A 24,396-nucleotide genomic window follows, 5' to 3' on the forward strand; every position below is an offset into this window, starting at 1 on the left:
TTACAGAGCATGAACCGTGCTGTTTGCGCGACGAATCGTTTTAGGCAGAGATTGCGAATGCTTTTGAACAAAAGGCGCAATCCACCACGATCTCACCCTTTTCATCGCGCATCTCGGCGCGCTCTGCCTCGGGGAAACGCTGCAATACGCTCTCATAATGCTGCGCAGAGCACCGGCACCCCTTCGTAACCGGAAGGTTTGGCAAGGTCCGAACCTCGTCTTCTTCATGAAAGAGGCGCCATACGATGGCCTCTAACGAAAGCGCGGGGTCCAGCAGCTCGCTGTGCTTGATCGAGCCAGCAAGGATGGAAACATGCTCCCACTCTGGGTGATCCAAACGCGCGTGAAGCCGCTCGCGGCCCTCCTCACCATCGGGCAAATGCTGCGCCAGCAGGCCAGCTGCGCGGCAACCCTCGCTGCTTGCGCTCACCGCAACGCGCAGCAAAGTAGGCACTTGTTCGGATTGTGCAAAATAGCTCTCGCAAGCCTGCGCCAAAGTCTCTCCCTCCAGCGGAACAATGCCTTGATAGCGCCCCTGATCTCCGGTGACATCAAAGGTGAGTGCGAGATATCCCTTGCCAAACAGAGCGGCGAGTGACGGATTTGCGCCCAGCGAGCTCAGCTGTTCCGGGTCGAAATCGACATAGCCCCGCAGCGCGCCGTCTTTGTAGTCGCACACCAGCAAGCTGACCGCACCGGCGTCGGTCTGCGCCTGCATCGTGACTTGCGAACCCTCGTCCTTGAGTAGCGACCCGACCAAAGCTGTGACCACCAAAGCCTCAGCCAGCAAATGCGTGACCGGCGGGGGATAATCATGCGCGGCGAGGATCTCATCCAGCACATTGTCAAGTCGCACGATACGCCCGCGCGCCTCTCGCGCAGGGATCGTCCAGCTCAGCAAAGCGCCTGAATATGTCTCTTGGGTGTCGTCGATTGTAGTCATCGCAGCCGATATGGGGTGAGCAGGTGCGTTTCGCCAGAGCCACTCGCATTTCGGAGCTAGGAGGTTAGCTGATCAAAGCACCACAGCAGGATGGATTTCTGTGCGTGAATACGGTTTTCAGCTTCGTCGAAAACGACTGATTGGATCCCCTCGAAAACGTCCTCGCTTACCTCATCGCCGACATGCGCGGGCAAGCAGTGCAGGAACAGCGCGTCAGGTTTCGCCTGCGCCATTAGTTCGGCATTCACTTGAAACGGCGCCATAGCCGCGAGCTTCGCCTCGGCATGCTCCTGACCCATGGAAACCCAAGTGTCAGTCACAATCACATCCGCGCCGGATGCGGCCGCTTGCGGGTCTTGCGTCAGTGTGATGTGCGACCCGGATGAACGCGCCATATCCAGAAATTCGCTATCTGGTTCATAGCCGACCGGCGTGCCGACGCGGACATTGAACTTCATCAAAGCGGCTGCCTCGAGGATGGAATGCAGCACATTATTGCCATCACCCAACCAAGCAACTTCAAGCCCTGGCAAAGCCTTGCCATGCTCAATCACCGTGAGCAGATCCGCTACAATCTGGCACGGATGGGAGCGATCAGTCAGCCCGTTGATCACCGGGACTGTCGCGTGTTTCGCCAACTCCTCCGCCTTGGCATGATCATCAGTGCGGATCATGATACAGTCCACCATCCGGCTTAGCACGCGCGCCGTATCAGCAATCGTCTCGCCCCGGCCCAGCTGGCTAGTGGCGGTGTCGAGGATCAGCGTACTGCCACCCAATTGCCGCATGGCAATGTCGAAACTCACCCGGGTTCGCGTCGAGCTCTTTTCAAAGATCATCGCCAAGACTTTGCCCGCCAGCGGCGCATCTGCGTCTGGCTGACCTTTTGGCCAAGCGGCACGCGCAGCCTTGCGGTCCTGCGCGTCATTAATCATCGCGGCAATCGCATTGCCGCCCGCGTCCGAGAGATCGAGGAAATGCGGCATCGCTTTAGGCTGATTCGGGTGCTTCAAAACTGGCCGCGCCGGCTGAGAGCTTCTCGAAAAACTCATCAATCTCCGCATCGCCAATCACCAGCGGTGGGAGCAGACGCAAAGTCTGATCACCCGCCGCAACTGTCAGCAAATCGTGATTATCGCGCAGATGGACAAAGAAGGGACGGCTTTCGACCTTCATTCGAATGCCCAGCATCAGCCCCTTGCCGCGCACAAAATCAAACAGCTCAGGATAATTGCCAATGAACTGCTCTAGACGCGCGCGAATGCGGTCGCTCTTTTCGTTCACGCTAGCGAGGAACTCATCATTCGCAACCGCTTCCATCACCGCATTTCCTGCCGCCATCGCCAGCGGATTGCCGCCATAAGTCGAACCATGCGTGCCAAAGGTCATGCCGCGCGCCGCCTTTTCAGTGGCAAGACATGCGCCGAGGGGAAAGCCGCCGCCAATACCCTTGGCGCTCGCCATGATGTCGGGCGCAACGCCGTAATGCTCATAGGCGTAAAGCTTGCCGGTACGCGCGACGCCGCATTGTACCTCGTCAAACACCAGCATCAGATCATGCTCATCGCACAGATCGCGCAGGCCCTGAATAAAGGCATCAGAAGCAGGGCGAATGCCGCCCTCACCCTGAATTGGCTCCACTAGGAAGCCCGCGGTTTTGTCGCTCATCAATACCTTGGCACTGTCGAGATCGTCAAACTCAGCGTATTTGAAACCCTCCAGCATAGGATGGAAGCCAGTGTGCATTTTCGTTTGGTTCGAGGCACTGATCGTCGCCATTGTCCGCCCGTGAAAAGCGTTACTGAAAGTAATCAGCTCTGTCCGGTTGGAATCGCCATCGGCATGTTGATGATAGGCACGCGCAGTCTTGATCCCCGCCTCCACTGCCTCGGCGCCAGAATTGGTGAAGAAGACTGTGTCGGCAAACGTCTTATCAACCAGCCGCTGCGCCAGCTCTTCGCCCTGCGGGCTGCCATAGAGGTTGGAGACATGCATCAGCGTCTCGGCCTGTTTCTGGATAGCGCCAATCAAGCCCGGATGACTATGCCCCAGAAGGTTCACCGCAATACCGCTGGCGAAATCGAGATAGCGCGTGCCATCCTCATCAATCAGATGACAATGCTCGCCCTTGACTGGGCGCACTCCGCAACGCGGATAAACGGGCATGAGCGGTGTGATGGACATTATTCCTCCAGATTGATCCCAATTCTATCGGCCAGCAAATTTGGCCCATCGAATACAAACTCAAACACAAATGGCGGCCCCTAATGGGAACCGCCATTCGCTTTGTTCAGCTGATCTATGCCCTCTTATGCGCCGGGTCAAACTTGGGTCAAACCCCAGTCAAACTCAAACCGCGAGGGGCAGCCTCATTCCGGTGCTGGAACGAGATTGACCGCTGAATATTTGCCGCGTCGGTCGACCTCAAGATCGAACTCGAAGCGCTCGCCTTCGTTGATGCCAGCAAGGCCGGACCGCTCAACTGCGCTGATATGGACAAATGCGTCCGGCTGGCCGTCTTCGCGTGTGAGGAAGCCGAAGCCCTTCACAGAGTTGAAGAACTTGACCGTGCCAACCGCCTTGTCACCGGTCAGCTCACGCTGAGGCGCTTCGGGCTTGCTTTCAACAGCCACAACTTCGCCGACAATCTGAAGATCTTGCGCAGAGACTTTGCCACCGCGGTCAACCAGATTGAACTCCAGCCCTTGACCTTCGCCAAGCCCTTCCAGGCCAGCACGTTCAACCGCGCTGATATGGACAAAGATGTCCTCGCCGCCGGCCTCTTGTTGAATAAAGCCGAAGCCTTTTTGCGAGTTGAAGAACTTCACTGTGCCTTTGCCAGTGCCAACAACTTGTGCGGGCATACGATCACCGCCGCCGCCACCAAAGCCGCCTCCGCCGCCTGGGCCACGACCACCGCCACCACCACCGCGGAAACCACCGCCGCCGCCACGATCACCGCCAAAGCCGCCTCGGTCACCGCCGAAGCCGCCACCGCCGCCGCCGCGGTAACCACCGCCGCCGCCGCCTTGCGGAGCAAAACCGTCCGGTGCACCGCCGCCAAACGGATCGTAGCTCTCTTCGCCAATGTTGTCCCGCTTGTCCCGTCCCTTGCGACGGCCTCTATCGTAACCCATGATAAAATTCGTATCCTAATTCACGCACCCCAAGCAGATGTTTTAACGAGCCAGTGAACGGGGGCGCATTTACCACCGGCGCGCGCAAAAGTAAGAATCACAGATGGAAAACCCACTTTGTACACGTCATCATACCGCAAATTATGAGATATGCGAATGATTTACCATCTCTTACGCTGAATAGCGCAAGTTTATGACATTTTGACACGCTGATTGCCCTTCGGCATGAGGGGCAGAGGGGCTTCTGCGCGCACTTTACTTGATGCTGTCTTCGCCCCGCGCCTTTGTTAAATGGTCCATGCCCACATGTGAGTGGCCAGAGTAGAAGTGATCCAAAATCATGAGCGATTTTCGAAAATTATCAGATACCGTTCTCGCCAGCCCCCAAATCACGCCTGAGATTATTAGCGAGGCAAAAGAACTCGGCGTTACGGCCATAATCAACAATCGCCCCGATGATGAAGAGGCAGGCCAACCTGCCGGCGGAGAGATCGAAGCAGCCGCGCAAGCAGCGGGCATGGATTATGTCGCAATTCCAGTAACATCGGCTGGCTTTAGCGAACCGCAAGTCGAGGCGATGACTGAAGCGCTCGCTGGAACACAGGGCAAGGTGCTTGCCTTCTGCCGGTCAGGCACACGTTCAACGCTGCTGTGGTCGCTTGCCCAAGCCGCGGCTGGCAAAGACCCCGACGCGATCACCGCAGCAGCACGCGGCGCAGGGTATGACGTGTCGCCTATCCGCCCGGCAATGGACATGTTTGCTGCTCGTTCTAAAGGCTAGTTCTACTGCCGGTAATCGAGCGGCGGATCACGGTCACCCAAGAGCGATTTATACTGATAGTTCGGCCCGCGCGCAGCTTCGAACTCCGCTCGCGCAGCCTCGCGCAACCCTTCATTGCTGAACAGTTCCACCGCCATAAGCGTCATCGCTTTCGCGGCAAGCTGAGTGCCTTTGAAACCAATCGAATGGCCACTTGCGGCGACCGCTTGCCAGCTGTGCGCGCTCGTTCCGGGCACCCAAGTGGCTGTGCGCACACCAACGGTCGGCGTTGTCCAGGAAACATCGCCAACATCGGTTGAGCCATAGCCAAGCGATTTCGAATAGGGGCCGATTTCCCCTGCACTTTCCAGCGGTTTCGCTGCATCGCCAAGAGACTTCTGCAGTTCTGCTGCCCAAGCGCGCTCTTCAGCGGTGTATTCAACGCCGCCAAGCGAGCGCAATTTGCTGTCCATAACTTTCGCCAGAGTCTCATTTACCAGAAGCGGGTTGTTACCGTGAATGACCTCCCAATCGACCTCGGTGCCCGTGCCGATCGCTGCCCCGCGCGCCGCATTTTCCAGCCGCTTCCAGATTTGCTCAACTCCAGCCGGGTCGGGGTGGCGAACATAATAAAACACCTCAGAAAAATCGGGCACCACATTAGGAGCATTCCCGCCTGAGGTGATGACGTAATGCATACGCGCATCCTGCGGCATATGCTCATGCATCATGTTGGCCATCATGTTCATCGCCTCGGCGCCGTCGAGCGCCGAGCGCCCGCGCTCCGGCGCACCAGCGGCATGGGCTGAGATGCCCTTGAAGCGGAATTTGGCAGAGCGATTGGCAAGGCTGGTTTGCGCCGCCGCGCTATTCTCATCATCGGCATGCCAGTGGATCGCGACATCCACATCCTCGAACAGGCCTGCGCGCGTCATATAGACTTTGCCCGATCCGCCTTCTTCGGCTGGCGTGCCATAGAACCTGATGCGGCCAGGCTTGCCCATAAATTCGAGCCATCTCTTCACCGCGATCGCCGCCGTCAGCGACCCGGCACCAAACAGATTGTGCCCGCAGGCGTGGCCTGCATGTTTGCCAGCAATCGGATCACGCGACGCAGAGGTCGATTGATTGATACCGGGCAGCGCGTCCATTTCCGCCATGATGGCGATGACCGGGCCGCCTTCGCCCCATTCGGCAGTAAATGCGGTTGGGATGCCCGCAACGCCGGGCGTGATGCGAAATCCCTCGGCCTCCAGCTCATCGCTCAAGAGCTTGCTCGTGCGCGTCTCCAGATAGCCAAGCTCCGCCCACTCCCACAATTGCATCGCGACGCGCGCGGTGCGCTCTTCCTGAGAATCCACAAACTGCTCCGGAGTGATTGCGGGAGCTCCCTCGGCATAGGCAGGTGCCCAAGCCATCAGGCTGGCAAGAACGGCAAAGCGCAGGCTGGACTTTTTCATGAATTCTCTCCCCAAGTCCCTCATACTTGCCGCAAAGCGGGGCCCATGCCAAGCATGGTGTGTTATGGAAATACCGCCCTCACTTCTACAATTTGGCGGATCGCTAATCGCGATTGTCCTGCTGGCGGGCTTGGCGTGGAAGCTGGGCTTAGGCCAATCGCCGCGCCTGATTACCGACGGCGATGCTCGGCGCGCGGCGGATGAAGTTGTCTCCGGCTTTATCGCTAAGGAGATCGCGCTGGACCGGGAAGGTCGCGGGGCATTGGTAAAAGATGCGGCCGGACGGATCATCGCGCTGCGCCAGCATGGCTCGCATTTCGCCGGGCGCGAACTCTCGGCTGACGCCAGCGCGCGGATCAAGGATGGCGCGCTGCATATTGCAACGGGAGAGCAGCGTTTCGGCGATATCTCCTTGATCATTGTTAATGAGGCGGCTTGGGCAGACGCCATCGAGGCGCTAAGGACATCAACAGATGCCTGATTTCTCACCCACCGATTATGCTGTGCCGCTCTTCGTGCTTGCGATTTTGGCGGAGATGATCTGGTCGCGCTACAAACGGCCAAACGCTTACGAACCCAAAGATACGCTGATCAGCCTCAGCTTTGGTTTGGGCAGCACGGTCGCGGGCCTCCTCTTCGGCGGGTTCGCGGTGCTCGTCTTCGTCGAGGCCTATGAATACCGGCTGTTTGATTTCGGCCCAGAATGGTGGAGCATTTGGTGGGCATGGCCGCTGTGCTTCGTGCTCGACGATCTCAAATATTACTGGGTTCACCGTGCTGGGCATCGCATCCGCTGGATGTGGGCGGCCCATGTCAATCACCATTCGAGCCAGCACTACAACCTCTCAACCGCGCTCCGGCAAACGTGGACAGGCACTTTCACCTTCGGCCTGCTATTCGCGCTGCCGCTGGTGTTGCTTGGCTTCCATCCAGGCATGATTGCGATCGCTGGCGGTTTTAATCTGATCTATCAGTTTTGGATCCATACCGAGGCAATTGACCGGATGCCGCGCTGGTTCGAAGCGGTGATGAACACGCCAAGCCATCACCGCGTCCACCACGCCACCAATCCGCGCTATCTCGACCGCAATTATGCTGGCGTCTTCATCATATGGGACAAGATGTTTGGCACGTTTGAGCCGGAAACCGAGGAGGAGCAGATCCGCTATGGCATCGTCAAGCAGCTCGGTAGCTTCAATCTGCTCTGGGCGGTGTTCCACGAGTGGATCGGGATGGTGAGCGATATCTGGCGCGCGCCATGGCGGCACAAGCTGTCGTATTTGCTGCGCGAGCCCGGCTGGACTCACGATGGCAGTCGCGACACCAGCGATATGATCCGCGCACGTTGGTTGGCGGCGGGAAAGGCTCAGAACGAGGCTGATGATCGAGCCGCCAACACTACCGAGCAAGAAGAATCGATTGCAGCGCAGCGAAAGCCTGCTTAACCTTTCCGTAAAGGAGAGGTCATGTCGGGAACTTTGTCAGAGTCTTTGGACGAATTTGATGTCATCGTCATCGGTGGCGGCAGCGCGGGCAGCGCGGTAGCCGGACGCCTAACCGATGCTGGCAAGAGCGTCTGCCTGCTGGAAGCTGGCGGCCGCAATAACAACATGCGGGTGAAAACACCTGGCCTCATGCCGTTCCTTCCAAAGAAGAGCAATTACCGCTTCGACACGGTTCCTCAAAAGGGCCTCAATGGACGCATCGGCTATCAACCGCGCGGCAAAGGCCTTGGCGGATCGAGCGCGATTAACGCTATGGTCTATATTCGCGGTAACCGCTGGGATTATGACAATTGGGCAAAGCTGGGCTGCGAAGGCTGGGCCTATGATGATGTGCTGCCATACTTCAAACGCGCGGAAAACAATGTGCGCGGAGAGGATGAGTTTCATGGCGGCGATGGACCGCTGCATGTTTCGGACCAGAAATGGGTCAATGTCGGCAGCCTCGCTTTTGTCGAGGCGGCGGCGCAGCTTCAGCTGCCTCGCAATAAAGACTTTAACGGAGCAGAGCAGGCCGGATTTGGCCTATACCAAGTCACCCAGAAAAAGGGCGAGCGTTGGTCCGCTGCGCGCGCTTACATAGAGCCCAAGCGCGGCCACCCCAATCTCGACACGCGCATTGGCGTAACCGTCCAGCAGATTGAGATCGACGCAGACACCAAGCGCGCCAATGGCGTGACTTATTCGGTCGGCGGCAAGCGCCGCACCATTCGTGCACGCGGCGGCGTAGTGCTTTCAGCGGGCGCGTTCAATAGCCCGCAAGTGCTGATGCTGTCGGGTATTGGCCCGGGCAAACATCTGAATGAACACGGGATCAGCGTGCGCCGCGATTGCGCCGCTGTCGGCTCCGATTTGCAAGACCACATTGACTACGTCTCGAGCTGGGAGACTGAGAGCAAAGACTTCATCGGTGACAGTCTAGCGGGCACGGCGCGCATGGCCAAAGCGATCATCGAGCATCGCCGCAAACGCACTGGCATTATGACAACGCCCTATGCCGAGGCGGGGGGATTTTGGACGGTCGGCAAAGACGCACCCGCGCCTGATGTGCAGTGGCATTTTGTGCCCGCCATGCTGGAAGATCATGGCCGCGAGAAAGTGAAAGGGCACGGGTTCTCACTGCACGCCTGCGTGCTGCGTCCGGAAAGCCGAGGCACAGTGCGGCTGGCGGACCGCGATGCGCGCAGTGCGCCGGTGATTGACCCCAATTTCCTGGATGATGAGAAGGATATTGCCGTGCTGCGCGAAGGTGTGCGCCTATCGCATCGGATCGCAAGCTCACCTGCGCTTTCCATTTATGAACCCAAGGATCGCTATCCGGTTGACCTTGATGATGATGATGCGCTCGATACGCTGATCCGTGACCGCTCGGACAGCGTCTATCACCCCGTTGGCACCTGCCGCATGGGCGGCGAAAAGGACAGCGTGGTTGATCCGCAGCTGAAAGTGCGCGGCGTGGAAGGGCTATGGGTGGCCGATGCCTCGATCATGCCGCGGCTGGTCTCGGGCAATACGAATGCACCGAGCATTATGATCGGCGAACGCTGCGCGGATTTTGTGAACGCCGCGCTTAGTTAGTGTTTCGAACCCGCTAGGGTTCGCGAGGGCGACTGCCCGTCGCGCCTTATGGCGCGGAAGCCAAGTGAGCGGATGCGAACGCCGGCGCTTGAGGCAAAACGAAAAACCGGCTCCAAATAAAAAATAGGCCAGAGCTCTATGCTCTGGCCTGGTAGTCTTATGTTCGCAGGAGGAACATCGGTAGGCGGGGCCGCCTGAGAGAGGAGAGAGAGAAGATGACCCCGCCAAACTTGAATTTCAGTTTGGCAGCACCCGCGGGAGGTGAGAGCGAGTAATCACACTCCCTGCGGATGCCCCAGTATTAGTTATAGGCGCGCTCTCCGTGTTCGGAGATGTCGAGCCCGTCGACCTCGGCCTCTTCAGTGACCCGCAGGCCGATGATTGCCTTGACGATCATCGCCGCGACCAGCGTGCCGATACCGGCCCATGCAATCGTCACCAAGACACCGTATGTCTGGATGCCGAGCTGTGCGCCAACACCGATTGAGCCATCGCCGGGGCCGCCGATCCATGGCTGGTAAACAACCGCAGTACCGATCGCGCCAACGATGCCGCCAACGCCGTGAATACCGAAAGCATCAAGGCTGTCGTCATAGCCGAACTTGGCTTTGACTTTGGCTACGAAGAAGTAGCAGACGATGGATGACAGGATGCCGAGCAAGATGGCGCCGAAAGGCCCGCTGTTACCAGCCGCAGGCGTTACCGCGACCAGGCCAGCGATCACGCCGGAGCAGAAGCCCAAGGCGCTGCCTTTATGACCAGCCATCTTCTCGATAACCATCCAGGTGAGCGCACCCGCAGCAGTCGCCACGAAGGTGTTGATCATCGCAAGGCCCGCAGAGCCGTCTGCTTCCAATGCAGAGCCTGCGTTAAAGCCGAACCAACCAACCCAGAGCAAGCCTGTACCGATCATGGTCATTACCATGGAGTGGGGCGGCATTGGCTCATTGGGATAGCCACGACGTTTGCCGAGAAGGTATGCGAGGACGAGGCCCGAGATACCGGCGTTGATATGCACGACGGTACCGCCAGCAAAATCAAGCGCACCGTCTGCGAAGAGCAGCCCACTCGCACCCGCATCGCCACCATCGAACCACACCATGTGCGCAATCGGGAAGTAGACGATCGTCAGCCAGATCGGCACGAACGCCATCACCGCGCTGAATTTCATCCGCTCTGCCGTCGCGCCCAGAATGAGCGCAGCGGTGATCGCCGCGAAGGTCATCTGGAAGCTGATGAACACATATTTGTTGATGACTTCATCGGTAAAGGTCGCTGCCGTACTGCTTGCATCGGTGCCTGCGAGGAAATAGCTCCCCCCGGCAATGAATGAACCGAGCGGTTCAGGATAAGCAGTATCGCCGAAAGCGAGCGAATAGCCCCACATCACCCAAATGAGCATGGCGAGACATGCCGTCGCGCCAATTTGCGTCATGGTGGAGAGCATGTTTTTGGACCGTGTCAGGCCGCCATAAAATAATGCCAGACCCGGCAGGATCATAAGCAGCACCAGTACGGTGGCGGTCATCATCCAGGCATTGTTACCCGGATTAGGAACAGCTTCTGCCGCCTCCTGAGCCACCGCAGCAGTGCTGGCGAAAAGTGAAAATCCGAGAGCCGCAGCACCCGAAACAAGATTACGTAGTTTCATGAGTTGTGCTCCCCTCATCACAGCGCAGTATCGCCGGTTTCGCCTGTGCGAATCCGTGTTGCGTTGGCGAGATCAAGAACGAAGATCTTACCGTCGCCGATGGCATCGGTGCTGGCGGTTTGCTGAATGGTCTCGACGACTTGCGGCGCGAGATCATCGGCAGCGGCAATCTCCAACTTCACTTTAGGAAGCATGTTGGTGGAGTATTCTGCTCCGCGATAAATCTCAGTCTGGCCTTTTTGACGGCCGAAACCCTTAACTTCTGAAACGGTCATGCCCGCGACGCCGATGGCGCCAAGCGCCTCGCGTACTTCGTCGAGCTTGAACGGCTTGATGACGGCGATGATATATTTCACGCTGTAAAAGCCCCCTTATTGGCACGCCGGACCCGTTTCCGGCTTCGCATATGCAGCAAAGGCCGTGCCAAACGCGAAGCGCAGTATTTTTACTGGGTTTTTTGAGCGAGCGCGCAACAATTTAGCAAGATTGCTGCCTAAATAATAATCGCCAGCCTAATTATTGTGCAGGGTGAATGCTGCTTCGACAGGCAAATGGTCAGAAGCGACCGCTGCTAGGCGCGAATGATGCACGCCGTGCTCCTCCACTGCCCAGTCCGCCGATGCCACAATGCGGTCAAGCCGCGCGAGCGGCCGGCGCGAGGGAAAGCTGCGCCCGGGGCTGATCACCTGCCAGTTCGGGCCGAATTCGCGCATTGCGCCAGTCATCCGCCCCCATTGGTTGAAGTCGCCCATAATCACTGTCGGAAGAGCCTCTTGTGCCGTTGCAATATGGCCAAGAAGTGCGCGCACCTGATCTCGGCGGCGCAGGCCCGACAAGTCAAGATGCGTACCTATCACACGGATAGATTGCCCCTCGACCTTCACCACCACGCCAGCGGCTCCGCGCGGCTCCAGCGTGGGCAGGTCCAGCGCCTCCGCCGATACGATCTCCATGCCTCGCCGCACGAGTAGCGCATTGCCATGCCAGCCCAGACTACGCGGACGCCGCGCGACCGGCGCAGCCCGCCACGGCGTATCATCGAGCGCCGAACGCTGGATAACGCTCGCCCGCTCGCCGAGCCGCATGTCGACTTCTTGCAAAGCGATGATATCGGCATCCACTTCCCGCAGCACGGCAAGAATGCGCTCAGGATCGCGTCGCCCATCCAGCCCGACGCCCTTGTGAATATTATAGCTGGCGAATTTCAGCTGCATGGCTTTTTGAATGCAGGCGCGCCGCTAGTCACCGGCAAAGAAACGATCCGGCGGGGTCACTGGAAGACCGTCAATGCTTGTGTTGCGACCTTTCTGCTTCGCGACCCACTCTTCCGGATCAGACTGGCGATGCGCCTTTTGCAACGTGCCACGCTCATCCTCAAACGCCATAAAGGGCACGCCCCAGCCGCAAGAGGTCTGGACGCTCTCTACCGCAATGTCGAAGATCTGCCGCGTGCCGGGGAGCAGCTTGAAGTGCTCTGCAAGTTCATCCCATTTGGCATCCCCCGGCAACACCGGCTTACCCCGGCCATATATGCGCAAGATCAGCGCAGGCCGGTCAAAATTGGTGACCATAATGGTGATGCGCCCGCCATCCTCATGCGGGTCCGCCACAAGATGCGCATGCGTCTCATTGCCTGACCCAGCAAGGTCGAGATAGGCCACACGGTCCGGCGCGATCACCCGAAACGCATCATAGCCTTTGGGGCTCAAATTGATCCGCGCATCGGGCGCTGAAGTCGCAACAAAAAAAACCGGCTGCTTGGCGAGCATCGCGATGTGCTTGTCATTCAGCGTATCGAAAAACTCAGCCATCGGGGTCGCTCCTTAAATGGGTAAAGCGCGCTTACAGAAACTCAGCTAACGTCGCCATGAACCGGTCGAATTGGTCATGGTGGAGCCAGTGGCCCGCCTTCTCAAACTCAATCACCTTAGCATTATTGAAATGCGCGATCCGGCCATCCTTCTCAGGATTTGAGGCCCAGCTATCCGCGCCATAGAGCAGCAATGTCGGTGCGGTAATTGCGCCCCACACCTGTTGCAGGAACTCATCCGCAATATCCTCAACACCCCAAACATTGAGATGCGGGTCGAACTTCCACGTATAGGTCCCATCCTCATTCCGGTTAACACCGTGAATGGTTAGATGGCGTGCCTGCTCCTCAGTAAGATAGCTGTTTTCCTCGATCATCCGAGCGAAAGCGGCCTCGATGGTCTCATATTTGCGCGGGCTGCGCCCGGCCGCCTTGCGCTTCTTCTCGATCCATTCCGCCATGCGCTCAGGGTACGGCGTTGAGCGCTGTTTCGCTTGCCATTCCGGGCTTGGCCCCAACCCCTCAATCGCGACAATCTTGGTGACCATATCGGGGAACATCCCCGCATAGCGCAGCGCGACATTGCCGCCCATCGAGTGACTGACAATTGTCACTGGCCCAACGCCCAGTTGATGCACCAATTGCGCCAGATCATAGACCATATCGTTGGAATTGTAGTTACCGTCCGACACCCAATCGCTGTCGCCGTGACCGCGATGATCCATCGCCACAACGTGCCAATCATCGCGCAGCTCTTGCGCTACCCAATCCCAACTGCGCGCATGATCGCGCCCGCCATGGACCAGCACCAGCGGCGGCTTACCCCTGTTACCCCAGTCGAGATAATGCAGCTTGAGCCGCTGCGAGATGTAGATCTGCGAAGTGGGGCCGGAAGTAGAAGAAGATGCGACGCTCATGCCGCACCCATGCCGCGAAGTTGCGCGGCCCGCAACCTCACCTTTCTTTGGTCGCGCTAAAGACAAGCGCTGTGTTCTTTTCCTGGGCGTAATTCACGTCCCATGGGCTCTTCGCCATGAAGACGAGATCACCATCGCGGTCGCGCGCGAGATTGGCGCGGTTAAAGCCCTCGAACTCGCTCAAAGCCTCGTCCGGGCCGGAGACCCAGCGCGCAGTCGCAAAGGGCGCCGCCTCCAGCTTCGCCTCAACCTTATATTCAGCCGAGAGCCGTGAAATCAGCACTTCAAGCTGAAGTTGACCGACCACGCCGACCACCCATTGCGCGCCGATTTCTGGGTAGAAGACCTGGATCACACCCTCTTCAGACAGGTCATCCAATGCCTTGCGTAACTGTTTGGTTTTGGTCGGATCGACCAGCGCAACGCGTCGCAAAATCTCCGGCGCAAAATTGGGCAGACCAGTAAAGCGGACCTGATTTTTCTCAGAAAGAGTATCCCCAACCCGCAAAGTGCCGTGATTGGGAATGCCGATGATATCACCCGCCTCGGCTGTGTCGGCAAGCTCGCGGTCTTGCGCGAAAAACAGAATGGGCGAGTGGATTGCGATTGGCTTGCCCAGGCCCGATGGCGTCAGTTTCATGCCCCGCTTAAAAGTGCCGGAAACCTGCCGCATAAAGGCGATCCGGTCCCGGTGATTGGGGTCCATATTCGCCTGAACTTTAAAGATGAAGCCGGTTACCTCGTCGCGGCTTGGCGAAATTTGCTCATCACCAGCGGGCTGCGGGCGCGGCGGCGGCGCATATTTCGCAATCGCCTCAATCAATTCAGTCACGCCGAAATTCTTAAGCGCGGAGCCGAAGTAAACCGGCGTCAGATCGCCACCACGATAAGCATCGAGATCAAACTCAGGATAGCCGATCTGCGCGAGCTCAATTTCTTCCGCGAACATCTCCGGGATCGCCGGGTCTGCATCGCGCGTGCCCAGAAACTCTTTCGACGGACCCTCTGGCCGCGCAACCGCGCCGGTCGCAAAGTCGAGCACACCCTCAAACTGGCCGCCCATACCCACGGGATAGGCTTGCGGCGACACATCCAGCGCGAGCATGTCGGCGATCTCATCGAGCAGCTCAAAAACGGGCCGTCCCTCACGGTCGACTTTATTGACGAAGGTGATGATCGGCACGCTGCGCAGGCGGCACACCTCAAACAGCTTGCGCGTCTGCGGCTCAATGCCTTTCGCGGCGTCAATGACCATGATGGCAGAATCGACGGCGGTTAGCGTGCGGTACGTATCCTCAGAGAAATCCTCGTGCCCCGGCGTGTCGAGCAGGTTGAAGGTCACGCCCTCTCTTTCAAATGTCATCACACTGGACGTGACCGAGATGCCGCGTTGCTGCTCGATCTTCATCCAGTCAGAACGGGCTCGCCGCTGATCGCCGCGCGCCTTCACCTCGCCCGCGAGATGGATCGCGCCGCCGGTCAGCAGCAGCTTTTCCGTCAGCGTAGTCTTACCTGCATCAGGGTGGGAAATGATCGCAAAGGTGCGGCGGTTCGATGGGGTGTCTGACATCAGAAAACAGGCCGTGCGGGCTTACCCGCGCAGTTCCGCCCCCTGTTTCGCAGCCGCTGCCACCACCTTGTCAGAAATCGCTTTGATTTCCTCATCGGTGAAGGTCTTTTCGCCAGGTTGTAGTGTCACCTCGATGGCAATGCTCTTCTTACCCTCGGGCACTCCCTGACCCGCAAACACATCGAAGATTTGTGCATCGACGATGGCCTGCTTGTCCGCGCCTTTCAGCGAGCGAAGCAAATCACCCGCCGCCAGGTCAGCTGGAACGAGGAAAGCGAAATCACGCGTGATCGCTTGCAGAGCAGGCGGCGCATAAGATGCGCGGGCAAAGCTAGCAGCGCCCTTTTTGGCAGGGATCGTATCGAGGTGAATGCCGATGGCTGCAACCGGCACATCAATATCAAACGCGGCCAGCGTCTTGGGGTGGATCATACCAAAACTGGCCAGCTGGTTTTTCGGACCAAGCCGCAAGGTCGCCGATTGGCCAGGGTGATAGACATCGCCCGCCTCGCCCATCACCATCAGCTTATCAACCGGAGCGCCTGCCGAACGCAGCAGCTCAAGGCACACCGCTTTCGCATCATAGGCATCGAAGCTCCTGGCTTTGCCGCTGGCCCAGCTGCGCCCATCGCGCTCTCCCGCCAGCACGGCAACCAATGTCGGATGCTCGCCATCGGCCAAATAACGACGGCCAATCTCGAATAGACGCACTGCTGAGGCACCGCGATGAAGATTGCGTTGAACCGCCGATAAGAGGCCCGGCAAAAGCGAAGGCCGCATGACTTTCATGTCCTCGCTAATCGGATTGTCGAGCACCCAGCGCCCGCCGCCAATATGCGCGGCCTGTTCCTCGGAGATAAACGACCATGTGATCGCTTCATGGAGGCCCGTTGCCGCCGCGGCGCGGCGCAGCTTGCGTTCGCGCAGCTGATCAGCGCTGGCAGTGGGTTTCGCCACACCTTCGGCGCGGGGCAAAGTAACGCTGGCGACATTGTCGAGGCCGTGAATTCGCACGACTTCCTCGACCAGATCCGCTGATCCTTCGATGTCATGGCGGCGCGGCGGACAGGTGACTTTCCCGTTTTCTGGCCAATCATCCGCGACTTTGAAATCGAGGCTCTCGAGAATTGCGCGCTGCGTCTCTGCGGGCACCTCAACACCGCCCAATCGCGCGGTAAGGCCAGAGTCAAATTCGATCACTTTTGGCTCAGTTGGCGCTGCGCCCGCGCGGGTCACTTCGCTTGCCATTCCGCCGCCCAGCTCAACGATCAGCCCAGTAAGCAGATCAAGCCCGTCGTCTAGAAACTCAGGATCAACGCCGCGCTCAAACCGCGTGCGCGCATCAGAGGCAAGGCCGAGCTTGCGGCCTGTCACGCCAATGCGCGGCGGGTTGAAATAGGCGATCTCAAGCAGGACATCGGTAGTGTCCTTCGAGCATCCCGAATGCGCGCCGCCCATAATGCCCGCAATGTCATGCACGCCCGCATCGTCAGCAATAACGGTCATGCTATCGTCAAGCGTATAAGTCTTGTCATTGAGCGCGACGACTTGTTCGCCATCCTTGGCACGCCGCGCGAAGACCGCGCCCGACAGTTTTGCCAGATCATGGGCATGCGCGGGACGGCCATAGGCCAACATCAGATAGTTGGTCAGGTCGACAATCAGCGAGATCGGCTTTTGACCAGCGCTTTGCAGGCGCTGCTGCAGCCAGTCAGGCGATGGAGCGTTTTTGACGCCCGTGATCACGCGGCCATAAAACGCCGGGCACCCTTCGGCGTCGTCCGTGCGGATCTCAACCGGGCATTCACCCACCGCGGCAAATCTTGGCATCGCAATCGGTTTGAGCGTGCCCAGACCTGCCGCCGCAAGATCGCGCGCAATGCCGTACACGCCCATGCAATCGGGGCGGTTTGGCGTAATCGCAACGTCAATAATCGGCGAGGAGCCATGATAATCGGCAAAGCTATGGCCGACGCTCGCATCATCCGGCAGCTCGATAATTCCGTCATGATCATCGCCCAACTCCAACTCGCTGACAGAGCACATCATGCCGTTCGATTCGACGCCGCGAATGGCGCTCTTGCGGAGCTGCATCCCGTTCGATGGGACCACTGCCCCGGGGAGGCCGAGCACACCTTTCATGCCCGCGCGGGCATTGGGCGCGCCGCACACGACTTGGAGTGGATCGCCGTCTCCCGTGTCGACAGTCAGCACTTGCAGCTTGTCCGCATCGGGGTGCTTTTTCGCGGTCAGCACTTCGGCGACCGTAAAGCCGGCCAGCGTTTCTGCCGGATCTTCAACGCCCTCAACCTCAAGCCCAATGGCATTGAGCGCATCCGTGATCTCGCTCAATGAAGCAGTGGTTTCGAGGTGATCTTTGAGCCAGGTTACTGAGAACTTCATGACGCTGCTCCCACACCGGCGGAAAGCGTGGGTTGATCAAACGGGCTGAAGCCATAATGCGAGAGCCAGCGCGCATCGCCGTCAAAGAAGGCGCGCAGATCATCCATGCCATATTTCAGCATGGCGAGCCGGTCGACGCCGACGCCAAAGGCAAAGCCCTGCCATTCTTTAGGGTCCAGCCCCGCGTGTTCGAGCACGCGCGCATTGACCATGCCGCTGCCGAGCAATTCCATCCATTCGTGCCCCGGATCATCGCCCGATCCTCCTACCACGCGGCGTCCGCCTTCTTTGGCGTAGCCGACATCGACCTCGACTGACGGCTCGGTAAAAGGAAAATATGACGGGCGCAGGCGCAAGACGATATCGTCGCGCTCGAAGTAGGCCTTGAGGAAGGTCTCCAGCGTCCATTTGAGATGTCCGAGATGGATGTCCTTATCGATCACCAGCCCCTCAACCTGATGGAACATCGGCGTGTGTGTCGCGTCGCTATCGCTGCGATAAACCCGGCCTGGTGCGATCAAGCGGATTGGCGCGCCTTGGACGACCATGCTGCGGATCTGCACTGGCGATGTGTGCGTGCGCAGCAGCATGCGGTTCCCATCCGCATCATTGTCAGATTCCGGGAAGTAAAACGTATCATGCATCGCTCGCGCGGGATGGTTTTCATCCATGTTAAGCGCTGTGAAATTGTGCCAATCGTCCTCAACCTCTGGGCCGGTCGCGACAGTGAAGCCGAGGTCCGCGAAAATCTCCGCCAGCTCATCCATGACCTGGCTAACAGGGTGGACACTGCCTCGCGGAGCATCGGGCGCTGGCAAGCTTAGGTCCAGCGTTTCGCTTGCCAGACGCGCTTCAAGCTCCTCTGCCTCCAGCGCTTCCCTGCGAGTGGTCAGCGCATCGCTAACCGCCGCGCGCAGCGCCTGAATCTTCGGGCCCTCGCTCTGCCGCTCTTCGGGCGTCATCTTGCCCAACGTCTTGAGCAGCGCCGAAACCGAACCCTGTTTCCCCAAAAATTCGACCCGCAAAGCCTCTAAAGCAGCGGCATCATCAGCCGCCTCAATCCGCGCGATCGCCTCGCTTTGCATACTTGTTAGGTCAGTCATGGGTCACTTCATTTATGCAGGTGTTTGAATCGGTTTCAGGCCCTAGCGCCGGGAAGCCGCGAGCCCAAACGAAAAAGGGCGACCCGTTTTGGAGCCGCCCTTTTGCAATATCGCAGGTGTCCCGAGCGGTTAGGCGGGAAGAGCGTCTTTCGCCTGCTTGATGATCGCGGCAAATGCAGCGCTTTCATTCATAGCGAGGTCAGCCATAACCTTACGATCAAGCTCAATACCGGCGAGCTTCACGCCGTGCATAAACTGAGAGTAGGTGAGGCCTTCTGCGCGAACCGCTGCGTTGATCCGCTGGATCCACAATGCGCGGAAGCTGCGCTTCTTAACTTTGCGATCGCGATAGGCATATTGGCCAGCCTTCTCGACGGCCTGACGCGCGATGCGAATAGTGTTCTTGCGGCGACCGCGATAGCCCTTGGCTTGATCGAGTAGACGCTTGTGCTTCTGGCGTGTGGTCACGCCGCGTTTAATGCGAGGCATATCAGTATATCCTTTATTCGTTTAGCTGCGGCCCAAAGCCGCTGCGTGCGTCAACCCAAACCGTAGGGCGCCCATTTTTTGATGGTCTTCGTATCAGCATCGGAGACCACTTCGGTACCACGGTTCTGGCGGATATACTTTGAATTGTGGCTCATCAGACGGTGACGCTTGCCCGCGACACCATGTTTGATCTTGCCAGTTGCGGTGAATTTGAAGCGCTTCTTCACACCGCTTTTTGTCTTCAGTTTGGGCATTTTCATCTCCTTAAGCAGAGACACGTCGCACCAGCCCTGGCAGCCCTATCGGCCAGGCCGGCTCTTGATTCGTGTCAGTGAAGGGCGCGCAATTACCTTTGCTGGATAAAAATGCAAGTGATTTCGCACCTGCAACAGCTGGGCATTTTAAAGGACGAACGGGATTCGCAGTACCATCCGCATATCTGTCGCATCGTCGGTGAGCCCAGCCTCAAGCCCGAAATTGACGCTCGTCTTACGGTCAACCTTATAGGTGCCGCCAAGGAGCAGCCGCCCAACTTGCAGATCACGCGAGGTTTGGGTGACCGGCTCAGCATCTTCAACCAGCGCCCGCGTGGTCGTCTCGGTCCCAAAGCCCCAACTATGCGCATAACCAAAATTGAGGGAAAGGCGCGAATTTAGTGCCAAACCTACACCGGCGCTAAAGGAGATAGAATCGCCCGGATCCACTCGTTCAATCTGTACAGGCGGGATTGACGCCGTGACGTCACGAGCGAAGTTCTTCGTATAGCTGACGCTGCCAAAGACGACGCCGGGGTCGCTCGGCACAATGGCAGTGACGCCAGGGCTTAGGCTCCAGAAACCCGAGCCAGTTGCCGCCTCTTGCGCTTCACCAAATTGGTTACGCGGAACTTCAAACGGTCCCGTTCCGGTTGGCGCAGTGACTTGTAGATTGCCGATCACATAAGCCCCAAAGCCCTCCGGCGCGTGCAATTGCTTGCGCAGGGAGAACTCGATATCGCCGATACCATAGCCATTGGCGCTGTTATCAACTTCACGGGTCTCGCCATTCTCTCCAGGGCCAGCAACTGGCGTCAGCACGGAGGTGTTCCAGCGCGCGATCATCGGTACATCAATGCCAACTTCGAGGTCACTGGTCAGGCCATATTGCAGGCCCACCTTTTGCGTGAGAACATCCTGACGGTTCTCGTTGATGTCAAAGACGCCAATCAACACAGATTCCACGACTTCGACGCCACGGAAGAGAGCGCGATTGCGGTCAGCGCGCGCATAGCTCCATTCGACTTCGCCGGAGAGCTTGCCCTTCTGCGTGATCGCGCTCCCCTGGCGCCCCAATACAGCAACTTCGGGCTGGCGATCCTGATCTTCTGGGGCAACGCCCACTGCGCCTTGTGGTTCGTCAGTCGAACTCTGAGTACCAGATGCGTTCGCAACGCGGCGTGTTTCGGCTGGTGCTTGTGGCTGGGTTTGAGGCGCAGATCGCTGAGTAGACTGCGGCTCTTCCTCTAGGCTCGCGATGAGCACTGGCTCAGCATTCGCCCGTGCCGCGGCTTCCTCGCCAAGCGCAGCCATCAAGCGCTGCTCAAGCGAAGCAAGCTGTGCCCGCTGAGCCTGAAGCGCGCGGATCTGATCGTCGAGCGAGGCACGCTGCGCAGCGACCTCTGCGCGCAATTGCACAAGCTCTGAGGCCTGTGCAGCATTGGCGGCTGGTGTGGCGCTATCACCGCCAGCTTCTTGCGCAAAAAGAGGCGCAGCGAACAACGCTGCGCCCATGAGCGCCAAAACCTGCAATGCTTTACGCATCATCTAAAACCCGTATTGGGCCTCTAGAATAACCCAACCGGTTAGAACTTGAGGCTTGCTGTGTCTCTAGCAAGTGTGCCCAAGGTGGGTACCAGCGAGCCAATCGAACCAACGTCCATGTTTGACAGGTCAAGATCAATCGTCGTGACGGTCGAGATGGTGCGGTTGTCAGCTGTGTTGGTGATGACGCTACCCGTCGCGCGGCCAGCGAGGTGTGAAACTTGCGTTCCTGGAACCTCAATGGTTACACGGCTATTTGTATCGTCGCCTGCGGTTTGCACCGAGACACCCTGAGACACTTGCTCAATCGATACAACGGGTCCGGTCTCAGAAAGCACGTATGAAGAGCGCAATACGAGCTCCCCATCAATGCTGGTTTCCTGAAGGATAGCCATGTCCAGTTCGATGCCACGGGGAAGGGTGAAACCACCACGCTCTTGTGCCAATGCGGTGTTATCCATTGCCACAATCTCACCAAAAGGCGATTGCGCGACAGCGGGTGCAGCCACAAAAGCGAATAACGCACAAAGAAAGCGAATAACTCGCATCTTAAAATTCCCCATAGCCCGGCGCGGTGAGTGTGAGCGCTTGCTGGCTCAACGGCTGGAACACGCCCTGGTCCGGTCCAAATGCTGCGACGCGGCCCCATTGCGCATCCTCATTAAAACCATATCCGTTAATATTTGCACGGCCTGTCACGACAAAATAAACGCCGTTCCAGGTTTCTTCGAATTCGTCGCGATCCATCCGGCGCAAACCGAGCGCTGGATCCCCGACGAGGACGAAACCGTCCTCAATGCCCTTCACCACTACGAAATGGCGGTAACCGTCAGGTGCGATCAAAGCGATGCCCGGAACTTCGGCCTCGCGGACCTGGTCTAGCGTGACCTGGTAACCATTTGCGTCAACCCCGCGCGCGCCGAGATAGCGCTTCATGTCGAGCAGCGAGAAACCCTGCCGCTGGATCGCGGCCTGGTCGCCATCGCGCCACATGCCCTGAAAGACATCGGCTTCCTGACTGTCTTGCCCATAATGGTATGTGAGCAAGGTCGCGAGTGCCGCCGAGCCGCAGCTGAAGTCATACTGCTGGCGGACGACGGTGCTGTAACGCATCTCGATCATGCTGCGCGGTGCCGCACCAGCCAGTGTCAGCCCGCCTTGGTGCGTGGCAAGCTGAATCCGGCCATCATCCATTGGCACAGCGGCGCAAGCGGAGAGCGTAAGCCCTCCGGCTGCGGCCCCCAAAGCGCTGCGGGCCAATTTCATGATGCGATCCATTGTCATACTGAAGTGTTGGCTCAGTTGCCCGGCAGCGTGATGTTCACCTGAATAGAGGCGTTAATCGCGGCATTATTACCGGTGTTCGCATTCACGATCGACAAACCGCTCATCTCGCTGAACGCATTGTCCGAGAACGCAATCGTGCCCGTATTCGAATTGTCGCCCACGGCGTTGCCTTCAACCGAGTTCTTCAAATCAGCATTGTTCAGCTGAGTCAGGTCTTCACGGCCAGCAATCTTGGCAAGCTTGCCCTCGGTGATTGGCTTAGCATCGGCAAATGCCGGAGCTTCTTTAGCGACCGGATCTTTTTCAACCGGTTGCGCTTCTTCAGCCAGCGCCGGAGCGGCAAGCATTGCGCATCCAAGCGCGAGTGCTGTGCTCATCTTTGTCATAGCTTTTCTCCTAATTCCGAGCGTCCGCGCCGGCACCTGGGTGCGGCGCAGACCATCTCGAAAGCGCTTATTGACCGCCGAAGCCGTCGCCAGACACAGCGATCGTTACGCTCGCATTTTGCGATGCGCCGATGCCAGTGTTCTGGTTGAGAGCGTTGTTGCCCGCATAGTTGCGGAACGAGTTACCGCGGTTGACCAGATTGTTCGAGATACGCGCAGTGTCAGTGATATCGTCATAGTCGACGTCAACGCCGGTCACGACGTTAGACAGCGCAGATTCGGCTACAACAGCGGCGCCGTTGAAGTTGAATTGCTTGTTAGAGCCAACGCCCTGATTAATGTTGTCCGAGTTATCGTCGAAGCTATCTTCGAAGACATAGTCGCGGTTGTCATCGAAGCTATCTTCGAAAACATAGTCGCGGTTATCGTCAAAGCTGTCTTCGATAACAACAGCGTTCGCTGTCTCGTCAGCAGCAGCCACTACGGCATCTTGTGCCACCGCTGCTGAGCCTGTTGCCAAAGCTGCGACTGCAGCGATCGTTGCGTATTTCATCTATCGTCTCCTTAGCGAATCCCGGACCCTTATGGCCTTCGCTTCCCCGTAGTTTTACGCAGGGAGACTCTTGCGAATGGGAAACCAATGCAGTTAAGGAGAGGTTATTTTTAGACCCTTTTTGACGGTTTTCTGCGGTTTTCCCGGAATTTCACGCATTCATTTCACGCATTCATAGCTTCGAGAATTTCCTCGAGTCTGGCCGGTTCGCCCATGGCCAACACGCTGCCATCACTGTCTGCATCAAGAGGATTGCCTTGCCAGTCACTCATCAATCCGCCTGCCCCTTCGACCACCGGCACGAGTGCGGCGTAATCATAGAGCTTGAGGCCGCTCTCGATAACAATGTCGATATGACCGGAGGCGAGCATAGCGTAATTATAGCAATCGCCGCCATACACCGGGAAGGGGTTGTTTGGGTATGCTTTGGCGACGACGCGCAGATAGGCATCGACCTCACTCTCAGCAAAGCAATGCGGGCTGGTGGTGGCTACAGAAGCACCCTCAAGCGCCCGGCAACGACGCGTGCTGGCAGGTTTGCCATTAAACGTTGTGCCTTCGCCAATAACGCCGGCCCAGCGCTCTTTGTTGATCGGCTGGTCAATGACGCCCAGGACCGGCCAGCCATCCTGCATCAGTGCAATCAGCGTACCGAAGATCGGGCGGCCCGCGACGAAGCTTTGCGTGCCATCAATCGGATCAAGCACCCACTGGCGTCCAGCGCCTTCATTATGCGTGCCATATTCTTCGCCAATAATCCCATCATCGGGCCGCTCAGCTTCGATCAGCGCGCGCATAGCGGCCTCAGCCGCGCGATCGGCCTCGGTTACCGCCGAGTGATCCTCCTTATGCTCCGCCTCCCAGTCTCCGCGGAAGAGCGGGCGTATGGCTGCACCAGCAGCATCAGCCAAGCGATTGGCAAAATTACGGTCATCGATTGAAATCATTGCACTCTCTTAGATGGGACGCAGCGCGGATGCGGGATGACCACCGCCTGGTCAAGCGACAAAAAATTGTACAAAATCGTCGGGTTGGTTTACAATATTTT

General features: G+C 58.1%; 25 protein-coding genes. 4 read left to right on the forward strand and 21 right to left on the reverse strand.

Annotated features, from left to right (window positions below; translation table 11 throughout):
* Positions 1-40 precede the first annotated feature (40 nt).
* From ACFCXQ_RS02410 to ACFCXQ_RS02425, 4 genes are all read right to left on the reverse strand, one after another.
* Entirely contained in the window at positions 41-943 is a 903-nt protein-coding gene (locus ACFCXQ_RS02410) for an Hsp33 family molecular chaperone HslO (protein WP_379552724.1), read from the reverse strand.
* A 56-nt stretch (positions 944-999) separates the two neighbouring features.
* Positions 1,000-1,929: an ornithine carbamoyltransferase gene (gene argF, locus ACFCXQ_RS02415; RefSeq protein ID WP_379554515.1), complete on the reverse strand. Its 930-nt coding sequence runs from the start codon at positions 1,927-1,929 to the stop codon at positions 1,000-1,002.
* A gap of 4 nt (positions 1,930-1,933) precedes the next feature.
* Entirely contained in the window at positions 1,934-3,127 is a 1,194-nt protein-coding gene (locus ACFCXQ_RS02420; protein ID WP_379552726.1) for an aspartate aminotransferase family protein, read from the reverse strand.
* A gap of 185 nt (positions 3,128-3,312) precedes the next feature.
* On the reverse strand, positions 3,313-4,080 hold the full coding sequence (locus ACFCXQ_RS02425) for a cold-shock protein (RefSeq protein WP_379552728.1): 768 nt from the start codon (positions 4,078-4,080) through the stop codon (positions 3,313-3,315).
* 340 nt (positions 4,081-4,420) lie between these two features.
* On the opposite strand from ACFCXQ_RS02425, the gene ACFCXQ_RS02430 reads away from it, so the two are divergent.
* Complete coding sequence (locus ACFCXQ_RS02430; RefSeq protein WP_379552730.1) at positions 4,421-4,861, forward strand: TIGR01244 family sulfur transferase; 441 nt, start codon at positions 4,421-4,423, stop codon at positions 4,859-4,861.
* A gap of 2 nt (positions 4,862-4,863) precedes the next feature.
* On the opposite strand, the gene ACFCXQ_RS02435 is transcribed toward ACFCXQ_RS02430, so the two are convergent.
* Positions 4,864-6,300 (reverse strand): amidohydrolase, encoded by a 1,437-nt coding sequence (locus ACFCXQ_RS02435; RefSeq protein WP_379552732.1) that lies wholly within the window; start codon positions 6,298-6,300, stop codon positions 4,864-4,866.
* 64 nt (positions 6,301-6,364) lie between these two features.
* On the opposite strand from ACFCXQ_RS02435, the gene ACFCXQ_RS02440 reads away from it, so the two are divergent.
* From ACFCXQ_RS02440 to ACFCXQ_RS02450, 3 genes are read left to right on the forward strand one after another with little or no spacing between them, the layout of a single operon-like run.
* Positions 6,365-6,781, forward strand: coding sequence for a hypothetical protein (locus tag ACFCXQ_RS02440; RefSeq protein WP_379552734.1), 417 nt, complete (start codon positions 6,365-6,367; stop codon positions 6,779-6,781).
* Positions 6,774-7,745, forward strand: a complete 972-nt coding sequence (locus tag ACFCXQ_RS02445) for a sterol desaturase family protein (RefSeq protein WP_379552736.1) — start codon at positions 6,774-6,776, stop codon at positions 7,743-7,745. Before ACFCXQ_RS02440 ends, ACFCXQ_RS02445 begins: the two co-directional genes overlap by 8 nt.
* Positions 7,746-7,790: 45 nt before the next feature.
* Positions 7,791-9,380 carry a GMC family oxidoreductase gene (locus ACFCXQ_RS02450; protein WP_425589485.1) on the forward strand — a complete coding sequence of 530 codons (1,590 nt, stop codon included), beginning with the start codon at positions 7,791-7,793 and terminating at the stop codon, positions 9,378-9,380.
* 301 nt (positions 9,381-9,681) lie between these two features.
* Here ACFCXQ_RS02450 and ACFCXQ_RS02455 read toward each other — a convergent pair whose 3' ends face one another.
* The 16 genes from ACFCXQ_RS02455 to hisN form a co-directional block, all read right to left on the reverse strand.
* Positions 9,682-11,031 carry an ammonium transporter gene (locus ACFCXQ_RS02455; RefSeq protein WP_379552740.1) on the reverse strand — a complete coding sequence of 450 codons (1,350 nt, stop codon included), beginning with the start codon at positions 11,029-11,031 and terminating at the stop codon, positions 9,682-9,684.
* 17 nt (positions 11,032-11,048) lie between these two features.
* The gene (locus tag ACFCXQ_RS02460) at positions 11,049-11,387 is read right to left on the reverse strand and encodes a P-II family nitrogen regulator (RefSeq protein ID WP_379552742.1); all 339 of its coding nucleotides are present in this window, start codon (positions 11,385-11,387) and stop codon (positions 11,049-11,051) included.
* A gap of 156 nt (positions 11,388-11,543) precedes the next feature.
* Positions 11,544-12,245 carry an endonuclease/exonuclease/phosphatase family protein gene (locus ACFCXQ_RS02465; protein ID WP_379552744.1) on the reverse strand — a complete coding sequence of 234 codons (702 nt, stop codon included), beginning with the start codon at positions 12,243-12,245 and terminating at the stop codon, positions 11,544-11,546.
* Positions 12,246-12,269: 24 nt separating this feature from the next.
* A complete protein-coding gene (locus ACFCXQ_RS02470; RefSeq protein ID WP_379552746.1) occupies positions 12,270-12,842 on the reverse strand; it encodes a pyridoxamine 5'-phosphate oxidase family protein in 573 nt (190 codons plus the stop codon).
* Between the two features lie 31 nt (positions 12,843-12,873).
* Positions 12,874-13,758, reverse strand: a complete 885-nt coding sequence (locus ACFCXQ_RS02475; RefSeq protein WP_379552748.1) for an alpha/beta fold hydrolase — start codon at positions 13,756-13,758, stop codon at positions 12,874-12,876.
* Between the two features lie 37 nt (positions 13,759-13,795).
* On the reverse strand, positions 13,796-15,328 hold the full coding sequence (locus ACFCXQ_RS02480; protein WP_379552750.1) for a peptide chain release factor 3: 1,533 nt from the start codon (positions 15,326-15,328) through the stop codon (positions 13,796-13,798).
* A gap of 21 nt (positions 15,329-15,349) precedes the next feature.
* Entirely contained in the window at positions 15,350-17,731 is a 2,382-nt protein-coding gene (gene pheT / locus ACFCXQ_RS02485; RefSeq protein ID WP_379552752.1) for a phenylalanine--tRNA ligase subunit beta, read from the reverse strand.
* Positions 17,728-18,834 (reverse strand): phenylalanine--tRNA ligase subunit alpha, encoded by a 1,107-nt coding sequence (pheS, locus tag ACFCXQ_RS02490; protein ID WP_379552754.1) that lies wholly within the window; start codon positions 18,832-18,834, stop codon positions 17,728-17,730. The genes pheT and pheS overlap by 4 nt, the downstream gene beginning before the upstream one ends.
* A 129-nt stretch (positions 18,835-18,963) precedes the next feature.
* The gene (gene rplT / locus ACFCXQ_RS02495; protein WP_379552756.1) at positions 18,964-19,323 is read right to left on the reverse strand and encodes a 50S ribosomal protein L20; all 360 of its coding nucleotides are present in this window, start codon (positions 19,321-19,323) and stop codon (positions 18,964-18,966) included.
* A 50-nt stretch (positions 19,324-19,373) separates the two neighbouring features.
* The gene (rpmI, locus tag ACFCXQ_RS02500) at positions 19,374-19,577 is read right to left on the reverse strand and encodes a 50S ribosomal protein L35 (protein ID WP_379552758.1); all 204 of its coding nucleotides are present in this window, start codon (positions 19,575-19,577) and stop codon (positions 19,374-19,376) included.
* Positions 19,578-19,724: 147 nt separating this feature from the next.
* Positions 19,725-21,125: a transporter gene (locus tag ACFCXQ_RS02505; protein WP_379552760.1), complete on the reverse strand. Its 1,401-nt coding sequence runs from the start codon at positions 21,123-21,125 to the stop codon at positions 19,725-19,727.
* A 38-nt stretch (positions 21,126-21,163) separates the two neighbouring features.
* Positions 21,164-21,583, reverse strand: a complete 420-nt coding sequence (locus ACFCXQ_RS02510) for a hypothetical protein (protein WP_379552762.1) — start codon at positions 21,581-21,583, stop codon at positions 21,164-21,166.
* A gap of 88 nt (positions 21,584-21,671) precedes the next feature.
* The gene (locus tag ACFCXQ_RS02515) at positions 21,672-22,388 is read right to left on the reverse strand and encodes a C39 family peptidase (RefSeq protein ID WP_379552764.1); all 717 of its coding nucleotides are present in this window, start codon (positions 22,386-22,388) and stop codon (positions 21,672-21,674) included.
* A gap of 32 nt (positions 22,389-22,420) precedes the next feature.
* The gene (locus tag ACFCXQ_RS02520; protein WP_379552766.1) at positions 22,421-22,795 is read right to left on the reverse strand and encodes a hypothetical protein; all 375 of its coding nucleotides are present in this window, start codon (positions 22,793-22,795) and stop codon (positions 22,421-22,423) included.
* 67 nt (positions 22,796-22,862) lie between these two features.
* A complete protein-coding gene (locus ACFCXQ_RS02525) occupies positions 22,863-23,348 on the reverse strand; it encodes a hypothetical protein (protein WP_379552768.1) in 486 nt (161 codons plus the stop codon).
* Positions 23,349-23,512: 164 nt separating this feature from the next.
* A complete protein-coding gene (gene hisN, locus ACFCXQ_RS02530; RefSeq protein ID WP_379552770.1) occupies positions 23,513-24,295 on the reverse strand; it encodes a histidinol-phosphatase in 783 nt (260 codons plus the stop codon).
* Positions 24,296-24,396: the final 101 nt, after the last annotated feature.

Origin of the sequence: Qipengyuania rhodophyticola, from assembly GCF_042493225.1 — a bacterium.
Classification (GTDB): Bacteria; Pseudomonadota; Alphaproteobacteria; order Sphingomonadales; family Sphingomonadaceae; genus Erythrobacter.